This is a genomic window from Limnobaculum zhutongyuii (assembly GCF_004295645.1).
Classification (GTDB): domain Bacteria; phylum Pseudomonadota; class Gammaproteobacteria; order Enterobacterales; family Enterobacteriaceae; genus Limnobaculum; species Limnobaculum zhutongyuii.
On sequence record NZ_CP034752.1, the window covers coordinates 122471 to 134405 of the forward strand.

An 11935-nucleotide genomic window follows, 5' to 3' on the forward strand; every position below is an offset into this window, starting at 1 on the left:
TCCGCTTTCATTTGCGTTACCCTCTCTTAACTGAATTTCAGTACTCACTAAGAAGGTCAATAACCAGTTACCTTATGTCTGGTGGTATTAACAGATCTTTTATCTTATCTCTCCTTGCCGTAACCCCAATTCCCACCTATATCTATTTAACATCATTATGTTATTAATATTCTTAATCAGTGACGAAATAGCGATAACGGTGGAATTTTTTATAACCTTTCAGTGACAGTTGAAAATTTATCTTGCAACATAAAGATTCGTACAGGCGACAAGGTAGGAGCACATCGATGCGTGATACAGAAAAACAAATTACCTATACGCCCTGCAACCACCAGTTAACTAACGTTAACGTATGGACACCGGACAGTCAGTGGTTGGTTTATGATGTCCGGCCTGATGGTTCGTCGTTTACCGGCGAGACAATCGAACGGGTGAATATTAATAGCTGCGAAGTTGAAATTGTTTATCAGGCAGAACCGCAGAGTTATGTTGGTGTAGTGACGGCCAGCCCGGTTGAACCGGTACGCTATGCCTTTATCCACAGTCCGGAGAAGCCGGATGAGCAGTGGCACTATGACTTCCATCACCGCCGCGGTGTGATAGTGACCGAACCCGACCGAAAGCATGCAGTGACTCTGGATGCATTAGATATTACCCCACCTTTTACTAACGGCGCGCTACGCGGCGGTTCCCATGTACATGTTTTTAGTCCGGACGGCAGTCGACTAAGCTTCACTTATAACGATCACGTGATGCATGAGAAAGGGCCACAGTTCGATCAGCGTAATATTGGCGTCGCAGTACCATTACATGCGGTTCATGTGGAAAAACAACATGTTCGAGAATATGACGGTAGCCATTTCTGTGTGTTGGTGAGTTCAACAGTATTGGTCCCTGAAGCTGGCAGCGATGAGATCAGCCGGGCTTATGAAGAGGGATGGGTAGGAAACCAGGGGTATATTACTGCTCAGGGCACGACCCAGCGTTGGGCGCTGGCGTTTATTGGCGATACCAGAGCGGAAGATGGCAGCAAACTGTCAGAAATTTTTATTGTTGATTTACCTGAGCATTTGGATGATTACGCTAAACCCGGTGAGTACCCACTAACCGGAACGGCAGAACAGATGCCGGCACCGCCAGCCGACGTGAACCAGCGTCGTTTGACTTATACCGGCGATAGCCGTTTTCCGGGGGTAGTCTCTTCCCCGCGCCACTGGGTCCGCAGTTCACCCGACGGCAGCAAAATTGCCTTCCTGATGAAAGATGATTTCGATGTGGTGCAGGTTTGGTTGGTTTCGCCGTCAGGCGGTGAGTTAAAACAGGTAACTGACGGTGGTTATGGCGTAGATTCCGCATTTAGCTGGAGTCCGGATGGCCGTAGTTTAGCCTTCGTTATGGATGGCAGCATTGTATTATGTGACGTTAATAGCGGTGTGGTTAAACGGTTAACGGAAAAGAGTGTAAACCACCTTTGTGCGGATGCGGTGGTGTTTTCACCCAATGGTGAATATATCGCTTATATGCGAAAAGTAGACGGTTTTTCTCAATTGTTTATTACCGCCACTGAACCGGATTAACACAAAATTAGTGTGTGGGCGGTTCGTGGGATATACTATAAACAGCGCTTGTCTCTCGCTGACGATGTGGCTCGCCACGGGTTTGAGTGGAAATGAGTGGTGTTTAAACATTTTAACTGTTGTTGGAGAATATAATGGGAATGTTATTCAATTTTGTTAAGGAAGCAGGCGAAAAGCTTTGGGATAGTGTCTCTAGCAAACCAGAAGATAAAGCAGCAAAACTGAAGGCGCACTTAGATAAAATGGGTCTGCCTGGTTCAGATAAAGTTGATATTAAAGTAGAAAACGACACCGTGATCGTTGGTGGTGAAGCTGCGGATCAGGAGCTGAAAGAGAAGCTGATGGTTATTCTGGGTAACGTTGCATCTATCGGTAACGTTCAGGATCAAGTTTCTGTTATTCAACCTTCAGAAGAAGGTAACTTCTATACCGTTAAGAAAGGCGATACCTTGGGTGCGATTGCTAAATCCCAGTATGGTGATGCCAACAAATACCAGAAGATTTTTGAAGCTAACAAACCAATGTTAAGCCATCCGGATAAAATCTATCCAGGACAAGTTCTGCGTATTCCTAAATTATAATCAGTTATTAATTAATTGATTTAAAAGCCTCCAAACTTTAATAGGTTTGGGGGTTTTTTATTTATTTTTGTTTGGCTGTTTCACGCCTTTTTATATTATTGAAAGTAATTCTTATTTATTTTTGGTACTAAATAGAATAAACAGGCTAAGTTTTAGATTCATATTTCATTTCTTCGAGCTTTATTGAACATTAATAATGCCTGTTTAACAAAGTTATATTATTTTTCATTGAGTTAGTATAAATAAAGCCTGTGTGTTATTTATGCTATATCAATAAGTTACATATTATTACACTTTGCGTGGGGTTAATTACAGCTCAGTTGATTCATGTGGTTTTGAACAAATATATAATTAACCAACACGGGATTTTGTTTTTCCGATGCGTCCAGGGATGTTAGCAATATTGAATTCGACTGATACTTGTCATATCCCTCTAATATTGTTCTGGTTAATTTTTGAAAGGAAATAATGTGAAAACGTTTATCGCCGTTTGTGGTCTGGCATTGTCTTTTAGTGCGCTTGCATCTCCTCATTGGGAATATAGCGGCGAAGCCGGGCCTGAGCATTGGGCAGAATTAGCACCAGAATTTGCTGCTTGCCACGCTCAAAACCAGTCACCGGTTAACCTGACCGGTACCGTGAAATCCGATCTAAAACCTTTCCATATTACTTATGCTGCGGGCGCAGAAAATATGGTGAACAATGGCCATACATTACAGGTTAATTATGCACCAGGTAGCAAAATTGATGTTGATGGTATGCCATTTGAACTGAAACAGTTCCATTTCCATACCCCGGGTGAAAACCAAATCGAAGGTAAATCTTTCCCTATGGAGATTCACTTCGTTCATGCTAACAGTAAGGGTGAACTGACCGTGTTAGCCGTTATGGTGAAAGAGGGTAAAGCTAACCCAACGCTGGCTAAACTGTGGAAAGAGATGCCTAAGACGGGTGAAACGGTGACTTATGATCAAAAGATCAATGCCAAAGATTTACTGCCAGCTAACCTGCACTACTATCGCTTTAGCGGTTCACTGACCACTCCTCCTTGTACTGAAGGCGTTCGTTGGTTAGTGTTGAAAAATCAAATCACTGCCAGCCATGAACAAATTCAAGCATTTACCACGCTGATGGGCCATCCAAATAACCGCCCGGTTCAGCCAATTAATGCCCGTGAAGTTCTGAAAGACTAAGTAAACTGCGTCCTGCCGGCGTTAATAATTTCAGATTAACGCTGGCTGGATTATGTCGTTTTTCCTTCCTGATTTACTCAAAAATATTATCTATTCTATTTCAGTTGGTTATCTTCTTCATTTCGATCAATATCACATAATTTAAACAATTTGATTGTTTTTTGTTCCTTGCTTTCATAAGTTGCTAACTCGACGCAGCATTGAGTTTGGAGGCTTTGTGGAGCAGCAATTTTTTATCGGCGTTGATGTAGGTTCTGCCAGTGTCAGGGCTGGTGTATTTACCTCACAGGGGGAACGCCTGGCATTTTCCGTTCGGGCGATTCAGCAATTTCACTCCCGGGCGAATATGGTTGAACAGTCATCTGCAGATATCTGGCAGCAGGTGTGTGCGGTGGTAAAAGAGGCTGTTGAGTTATCTCAGGTTGATATCCACTCTATTTGCTCCATTGGTTTCGATGCTACTTGCTCACTGGTTGCTGTTGCACAAGATGGTTCACCAATTTCAGTTGCTGAAGACGATGATATGGAGCGCGATATCATCATGTGGATGGACCATCGGGCCATGGATGAAGCGATGGAAATTAACCTGACCAATGACCCTGCGTTGCAATATGTCGGGGGTGAAGTCAGCGTTGAGATGGAGTTGCCGAAAATCCTTTGGTTAAAACGGCATTATCCACAACGCTATCAGCAGGTATGGCGCTTTTTTGATTTAGCCGATTATCTGGTCTGGCGAGCCAGCGCTGCTGATGTAGCCAGTATTTGTACTCTAAGCTGCAAGTGGAACTATCTTTCTCATGAAGGGCGTTTTAGCCACAGCTTGTTGGATGCCGTAGGGCTGACAGAATTAACCGACAAAGTACCCGCTACGGTGTTAAATCTGGGGGAAAAAGCGGGCATGCTCTGTCCGGAAACGGCGCACCAGTTTGGGTTACATACCAATGTGACCATTGCCAGCGGAATCATTGATGCTCACGCCGGTGGATTAGCTTTGGTGGCCGCGAAACCACAAGCTAGCCTGGCCATTATCAGTGGTACCTCTAACTGTCATATGGTTGTCAGCCCACAAGCCGTGATGGTACCCGGCGTTTGGGGGCCTTACTTTAGCGCGATGATCCCTGACTGGTGGCTCAACGAAGGTGGGCAAAGTGCTGCTGGTGCACTGGTTGAATGGACGTTACGCCAGAGCGATGCCTGGCCAGAACTGGAAGAGATGGCTAAACGCCAGCAGTGCAGCTACTACCAAATTCTCAATCAGCGAGTTGCTCAGCTTGAACAGCAGCATCCGTATCCTACTTATCATCTTCATATTCTGGCGGATCACCACGGCAATCGTTCTCCCCGCGCTAATCCTGATGCGAAAGGCATGGAGTCTGGCCTGTCGCTGGAGATGGGGTTGGATGCATTGGCCCGACGCTATTTAGCCACCCTACAGGCTATCGCCTATGGCACCCGCCATATCATCGACGTACTGGAAGAGTCAGGCCATCAGATTGAGCGCCTTATTTTGTGCGGCGGTGCGACTAAAAATCCGCTTTGGCTCAGAGAGTATGCCAATGCGACTCAACGCACGATCCATCTGGCGAAGGAAGAGGATGCGGTTACGCTGGGTGCTGCTTTACTGGGAGCCGTGGCATGCGGTGCCTTTTCTGATTTTTCTCAGGCGGCCGGAGCGATGGTTCGATATGGAAACAGTATCCAGCCCGACGATTCAACGGCTTCATTTCATCAGGCTAAGTATCAGGTCTATTTACAGATGTATCAGGCTCAGCAGCGTTACCACCAGATGATGAGTAATGCCGAATTATTAGCGTAAACTTTATCAGAACAGGAAAATCAACGTGTTAAAACTTAATCTGCCACCGTCACCGGCGAAAATAGGGGCGAAAAGTAAGCAGGTATTGATGGTCACTAACGCGGATTTACGTGAACCGGCAAACGTTACCTGCTGGCCGGTACAGAAGAAATTTGAAGATAAGCTAGAGCAGGCTCTGGAACAGCTGGGTTACTCCATGAAGCGAGCTCATCCGGTGAGTCAAAGTCGTGGTCATGGTTTTATCAGCAGTCAGCGTGAAGGCTGCGATTTGTTTGCTGCGATTGAACCTGACGCGCCAGTGATTGTGCTGTTAACCGCCTGGCAATATTCACACCATATTGCCCCATCGCTTGCGCATCATCGTGGTCCGGTGTTGCTACTGGCCAATTTTGACGGTACCTGGCCGGGATTAGTCGGCATGCTTTGCCTGGCCGGAACCTTAACCAGTCTGGATAAACCCTATTCTCGTTTATGGTCAGAAAGCTTTGATGATGAGTTTTTTATGCAGGGTCTGCAGACCTGGCTGCGTTATGGTTCATTACAGCATAAGAATAACTATTTACATGATGTGGCGCCGACACATCCGGTTATGGCCACCCCAGAGGGTGCCGTGGGTCGCAAAGTCGGCGAATATATTTTGCAGCATAAAGAGATTTTGGGATTATTCGATACTTTCTGCATGGGGATGATTAACGGCGTATTTCCACAACAGGCGCTGGTTAATATAGGTATGCCGCTGGAGTCATTATCGCAGTCCGCCTTGCTGGTTGAAATGGCAAAAGTGCCCGATGAATTAAGGGAAGCTTGTCTGAACTGGTATGAACAACGCAGTATGAAATTCCAGTTTGGTCAGGATAGCGCCATTGAGTTGACGCGTGAACAGGTTAAAGAGCAGTGTGCCATGATGATAGCCATGGCGCGTTTTGTAAAACGTTTTGGTTTATCGGCGGTGGGCGTTCAGTATCAGCAGGGACTGAAGGATAGCTGTGCTGCCTCAGACTTTGCGGAAGGTGCCATTGGTTCAACGGAACGTTTCCCTATCCCGGATGAGCAGGGTGATATTATCTGTCCAAATCAGGCGATTCCCTGCATTAATGAAGTGGATATGGGCACCGCTATTCCTCAAACCATGTTATGGCGTTTGCTAAGTTCACTGGAATTACCAGCCGAAACCACGCTACATGATATTCGTTGGGGCAGTGAATATCGGGGGACTTTCTATTGGGATATGGAAATCTCTGGTGCAGTACCGTTTGAGCACCTGAAAGGCGGTATTGCTGGCGCAACAGGATATCGCCAGCCGCCGATGTTCTTCCCTTATGGTGGTTCAACCATTTGCGGACAGGGTAAAGCCGGACGTTTTATCTGGGCGCGGGCTCATTATGAAGGAACCAAGGTGGTGATGCATATTGGTACTGGTCATGCCGTTGAATTACCCGCAGACGAGTTTGAACGCCGCCGCCGGGCGACTAACTATGAATGGCCGCTGCTTAACTGCGTTCTGGACGGGGTGCAGCGTGATGACTTGATGTCAGGACATCAGAGTAACCATATCACTATTGCTTATGTAGAACAGGCTAAGCTGCGTAGCGTATTGCGGGCGTTTGTCGCTCAATCGCTGACTCAGGGGATTCAGATAAAAGTGGCGGGCGATGCACTGCATGCGCTTCAAAAGGAAGCATAACGTGAACCAGAAAAAATATACCGGCGTTTGGCCAGTGATGCTAACGCCCTTTGATGAACGTAAAGAGATCGACTGGCAGTCACTGGAAAAGCTGATTGAGTGGTATCTGGCTGCCGGTGTTCACGGGTTATTTGCCGATTGTCAGTCGAGTGAAATGTTCTTTTTAAGCGATGAAGAAGCCAGAAAACTGGTGCGTTTTATCGTAGAAAAAGTTGATGGTCGGGTACCTGTAGTGGCATCTGGTCACACGGCTAATGCGTTTAGTCACCAGAGCGAGCAGTTGATTAGTATGTCTGAAACCGGCGTTGATGGCGTGATTATGATTAGCAATCGTCTGGCGCTGGCGGGTGAAAGCAACGATAAAGCTCTGGAAACCTTGCAGCGTTTAACGGCTCAGGTACCGGTATCGGTAGACTTAGGTATTTATGAGTGCCCTTACCCCTATAAACGCCTGCTGTCGGAAGAGACAGTTGCCTGGTGTGCTCAAAGTGGTCGTTACACTTTCATTAAGGATACCTGCTGCGATTTGACCATGATTAAGCGTCGTCTTGAGCTGGCTAAAGGCAGTCGTTTACATCTGGCGAACGCCAATAGCCAGACGCTGCTGGCCTCTTTTCAGGCGGGGTGTCAGGCCTTTAGCGGTGTTATGGCCAACTTCCATCCCGATCTGTATGTCTGGCTGTATGAGAATTGGCAGGCCGAGCCGGAAAAGGCCCGCAAATTATCCGATTATCTCTCTACCGCAGCATTAGTTGAAAATCTGGATTACCCGGTTTGTGCGAAAAATTTTCAACAATCCATTGGAAATTTCCATACTATTGCCTGCCGGGTGCGGGATAGCAGCGGATATCTGCAAACATTCTATCCGGAGGCCATTAATGGCATGGTGCGTTTGGGGCAGGATATTCGTCGCTATCTGGAGCTATAAGGAAAAATCATAAGATGCATTTTATTAAGCAATCTTCGCAGTTTTTACTGGATGTGAATCATCAGCTTTTTAATAACTGTCATGCATCAACATTAGTGGTGCTGCCAGAAAGCGATCAACTGCTGGTAGCCTACTTTGCCGGGCAAAAAGAGGCCAGCGGTGATACGGCGATTTGGCTGTCTCGCTGCGTTAAGGGCGAATGGCAACCAGCGCAAAGAGCCATTGCTCAGGATGGCCTGGCGCACTGGAATCCGGTTTTACACTACCAGTGCGGTACGTTATGGCTGTTCTATAAAGTGGGGCCGGATGTACATCACTGGATAACGCGCTACGTTACATCCGGTGACGGCGGTTATAGCTGGAGTCAACCCCAGGAGTTAGTACCAGGCGATTCGTTGCCTCGCGGCCCGGTTAAAAACAAGCTGTTGGTGATGTCCAATGGTGAGTGGCTGGCTCCTTCCTCTATAGAGAACGATCGCTACTGGGATGCTTTTGTTGATATCTCCATCGATTTGGGTGAACGCTGGCAGCGCGTGGACATCCCGATTGCTCATATTCATCCGGTATCTGCAAATGAACGTGATATCTGGCAAGGTTTAAAAGATGACGCGCTGTGGGAAACCGATCTGCAACGCGTATTTGAATGGGATGGCGTGATTCAGCCAACATTATGGGAGTCCGCCCCCGGTCAGGTGCATGCCATGATGCGCAGTACTCGTGGGCGCATTTACCGCAGTGATTCAATGGATTACGGCCGTAGCTGGTGTCCGGCCTATGAAACAGCACTGCCAAATAATAACAGTGGTGTTGATGTAGTAAGACTGGGAAATGGCAGTCTGGTGCTGGCTTATAACCCTATCGAAGGCAACTGGAACCGTCGCTATCCCATCTCAATCAATGTATCGCAGGATAACGGCAAAACCTGGTCGATTCCGTTAGATCTGGAAAATGGTGAAGGAGAATTTTCCTACCCGGCGATTATCGCCAATGGTGAAACACTCCATGTGACCTACACATGGAATCGTAAGAACATCGTGTACCAAAAAATAACGTCTGATAATGATAATAATGGAGTGCCCTCATGAAAAAAAATCTGCTTCCTCTGCTCGCGCTAATGCTGCCCTTCGGGATGGTTCAGGCGGAGCAAACGCTCACTTACCCTACCAAAAACATTGAAGTAGTTATTCCTAAAAATCCTGGTGGCGGTACTGATACTTCAGCCCGTACCGTGATTGAGTTTGCCCGCGATCGTATGCCTAAAGGAACCATGTTTGTTCCAGTGAATAAGCCTGCTGGTAACGGCCTGACCGGGCTGATTGAAGTGGCAAAAGCTAAGCCAGATGGCTATAAGCTGGTGATGACCACCGTTGAACTGGCGATGTTCCCACATCAGGGCAAATCGCCAGTGACTTACAAAGATTTTACGCCGTTGGTGACAACTATTGCCGATCCGGTTGCGGTGGTGGTCAATGCCAAATCGCCTTATAACACGCTGCAAGAGTTTATTGATGCAGCAAAAGCTAATCCGGGGAAGTTAAAAGTGGGTAACTCTGGTATGGGGGCAATTTACCATTTGGCTGCGGTAAATATGGAAAAAACCATGGATGTGAAGTTTAACCATATTCCTTATAACGAAGGTACCGGACCTTCTATTGCTGCGTTAGTGGGTGGTCACATTGATTCAGTATTAACCACGCCGGGCTCGGTAAAATCTCAGGTTGATGCCGGTATTCTGAAAGTGCTGGGTGTGATGGACGAAAAACGTTTTGAACTGTTCCCGGATGTACCGACTTTTAAAGAGGCGTTAGGTCTGGATGTTAACGTCAAAATGCGCGCCTGGGCGGTACTGGCAACGACCGCTAAAGTACCGGATAACGTGAAACAAGAGCTGGTAAATACCTTTACTGAAGTGGTGAAAACACCAGCCTATCAGGAAGCATTGAAGAAGCAAGGCATTATGCCAGTAGTGATTGCCGGTGATGATGCTTACAACATGATGAAAGAAGATGATGAGATGTATAAAACGCTGATCGACGAAACCATGAAAAAATAAATAACGGTATCTCCTGTCGGTTCGCCGGCAGGAGGGAGACGATGTCATGCGGAAATTAAATATTCTTGTCGGTTTACTCTCGGTTCTTCTGGGGGGCGCCATTATGTATCTCTCCCGGGAGATGAGCATGTTTGATCAATTCGGCGTGCCCGGAGAGCGTTTCTGGCCTTATGGTCTGGCCTGGTTATTTATTGGATTAGGCGTTTTACAGTGGATTGAAGTGGCCGTTCAGCGTGTAAAAACGGCGGGTGTTTCAGTTGATCTGACCTCTCTGCCGGTGCGTAGAGCTTATGTGCTGGCGATTGTCATGGTGCTGTATGGCGTACTGCTTAACTATACCGGTTTTATTGTGGCTTCGCTGCTGTTGAGCCCGGTGGTGATGTGGATGATGGGTGAGCGACGGGCCTGGTTTTTGGCGCTGATTTCAGTTGTGATTGTGGCCACTATCTATGTCTCATTCACCCTGATTTTTAATTCCCCTCTGCCTGTATCTGAATTCTTAGAATAAAAGGATAAAGGGATCGCTATGAATGAAGTTTTAGAAGCCCTGTTTATCGTATTCAGCCTCGAAACCGTATCAATGATTTTGTTGGGGGTGCTGGCTGGCATTATTATTGGTGCGCTGCCGGGATTAACCGTCAACATGGGCATCGCCTTACTGCTGCCGTTGACCTATTCCTTTCAGGGGATGACCGGGATCCTTTTACTGTTGGGGGTCTATTGTGGTGCTGTATATGGCGGTTCAATTACGGCTATTTTGATTAGTACGCCGGGTACGCCTGCGTCCGCCGCGACTGTGTTGGATGGCTATCCAATGGCGAAAAAAGGTGAAGCGGGCCGTGCGTTAGGTCTGTCAACCATGGGTTCCATGTTTGGCGGTCTGTTTAGTACTATCGCATTGGTGCTGATTGCACCTCTGTTGGCAAAAGTAGCCACCGGTTTCTCCGCAGCAGAGTATTTTGCTCTGGCAGTATTTGGTATCAGTATTATCACCAGCGTTTCATCTAACTCGATTATTAAAGGATTGATCGGTGGTGGAATTGGTTTGTTTATTGCCACCATTGGTCTGGATCCAATGACTAGCGGAATGCGTTTTACTTTTGACTCTATTTACTTAATGGGCGGCGTTTCGTTTATACCGGTGCTGGTCGGGCTGTTCGCTTTTTCTCAGGGATTGCTAAGTTTTGAAGAGGATTATCGTGAGCGTATTGCCGGGCAGGTAAAGATTATTCGGGCGAATATCACACGTATCTTGCCAACCTGGCTCGATTTTAAACGTGTGTTACCTACCTATGTTCGTTCTTCGGTCATTGGTACCGGTATTGGCGCAGTGCCTGGCGTTGGTGGTGATATCGCGTCTTTTATCGCTTATAACGAAGCGAAACGCTGGTCTAAGCATCCTGAAGAGTTTGGTCATGGTTCTCCTGAAGGGGTATCAGCGCCGGAGGCAGGTGCTAACTCGGTAGCGGGGGGTGCGATGGTTCCATTAATGACGCTGGGTATTCCTGGCGATGGGGCAACAGCCATCATTATGGGAGCCTTTATGGTGCAGGGGCTGGCGTTAGGTCCTCAGCTGTTTACCGACCATCCGGTTGAAGTAAATTCCATCTTTATCGGTTTATTTGCTGCCAACGTATTTATGGGCATCATGGGTTTTATGGGCATGCGCCTGTTCGCTAAAGTGATGGATATTCCACGTCGTGTGCTGGTGCCGATTATTCTAATGTTGTGTTCTGTAGGTGCCTACTCGGTTAACCACAGTATGACCGATGTCTTCGTTATGATGGGCGCGGGATTCTTAGCTTATATTTTGATTAAGCTGGATTTTTCTATGTCACCCATTGTCATTGGTATTATTCTTGGCCCAATGGCAGAATCTAACCTGCGTCGGGCACTAATGATGTCGGAAGGCGATCCGATGGTGTTACTGACTCGTCCAATATGTGCAACATTTTTGGCTATTGCAGTGCTAACATTACTTCTGCCTGTATTTGGACCGAAAATCAAATCACTGATGAAAGTTCGTCGGGGATAAGATTGTGATACCCGCAGGATATGGCGTGCGGTAGCAGAAAATTTGCCATATCCTGCACTATCAGTATT

The 11935-nt window shown here is 47.0% G+C and carries 10 protein-coding genes; all 10 read left to right on the forward strand.

Annotation, left to right across the window (positions count from 1 at the left end):
• Positions 1-287 precede the first annotated feature (287 nt).
• The 10 genes from EKN56_RS00220 to EKN56_RS00265 all read left to right on the forward strand — a co-directional run bounded on the left by EKN56_RS00220 (position 288) and on the right by EKN56_RS00265 (position 11867).
• Positions 288-1577: a DUF3748 domain-containing protein gene (locus EKN56_RS00220; protein WP_130589973.1), complete on the forward strand. Its 1290-nt coding sequence runs from the start codon at positions 288-290 to the stop codon at positions 1575-1577.
• 134 nt (positions 1578-1711) lie between these two features.
• The gene (lysM, locus tag EKN56_RS00225; protein WP_130589974.1) at positions 1712-2158 is read left to right on the forward strand and encodes a peptidoglycan-binding protein LysM; all 447 of its coding nucleotides are present in this window, start codon (positions 1712-1714) and stop codon (positions 2156-2158) included.
• A gap of 470 nt (positions 2159-2628) precedes the next feature.
• Positions 2629-3351 carry a carbonic anhydrase gene (locus EKN56_RS00230; protein ID WP_130589975.1) on the forward strand — a complete coding sequence of 241 codons (723 nt, stop codon included), beginning with the start codon at positions 2629-2631 and terminating at the stop codon, positions 3349-3351.
• Between the two features lie 217 nt (positions 3352-3568).
• Entirely contained in the window at positions 3569-5167 is a 1599-nt protein-coding gene (locus tag EKN56_RS00235) for an FGGY-family carbohydrate kinase (RefSeq protein ID WP_130589976.1), read from the forward strand.
• A 25-nt stretch (positions 5168-5192) separates the two neighbouring features.
• Positions 5193-6851 (forward strand): signal transduction protein, encoded by a 1659-nt coding sequence (locus tag EKN56_RS00240; RefSeq protein WP_130589977.1) that lies wholly within the window; start codon positions 5193-5195, stop codon positions 6849-6851.
• Between the two features lies 1 nt (position 6852).
• Positions 6853-7779 (forward strand): dihydrodipicolinate synthase family protein, encoded by a 927-nt coding sequence (locus EKN56_RS00245; RefSeq protein ID WP_130589978.1) that lies wholly within the window; start codon positions 6853-6855, stop codon positions 7777-7779.
• A 14-nt stretch (positions 7780-7793) separates the two neighbouring features.
• Positions 7794-8864: a sialidase family protein gene (locus EKN56_RS00250; RefSeq protein ID WP_130589979.1), complete on the forward strand. Its 1071-nt coding sequence runs from the start codon at positions 7794-7796 to the stop codon at positions 8862-8864.
• A complete protein-coding gene (locus EKN56_RS00255; RefSeq protein ID WP_130589980.1) occupies positions 8861-9832 on the forward strand; it encodes a tripartite tricarboxylate transporter substrate binding protein in 972 nt (323 codons plus the stop codon). The genes EKN56_RS00250 and EKN56_RS00255 overlap by 4 nt, the downstream gene beginning before the upstream one ends.
• A gap of 46 nt (positions 9833-9878) precedes the next feature.
• Complete coding sequence (locus EKN56_RS00260; protein WP_130589981.1) at positions 9879-10340, forward strand: tripartite tricarboxylate transporter TctB family protein; 462 nt, start codon at positions 9879-9881, stop codon at positions 10338-10340.
• An 18-nt stretch (positions 10341-10358) separates the two neighbouring features.
• Complete coding sequence (locus tag EKN56_RS00265) at positions 10359-11867, forward strand: tripartite tricarboxylate transporter permease (protein WP_130589982.1); 1509 nt, start codon at positions 10359-10361, stop codon at positions 11865-11867.
• Positions 11868-11935 lie beyond the last annotated feature (68 nt).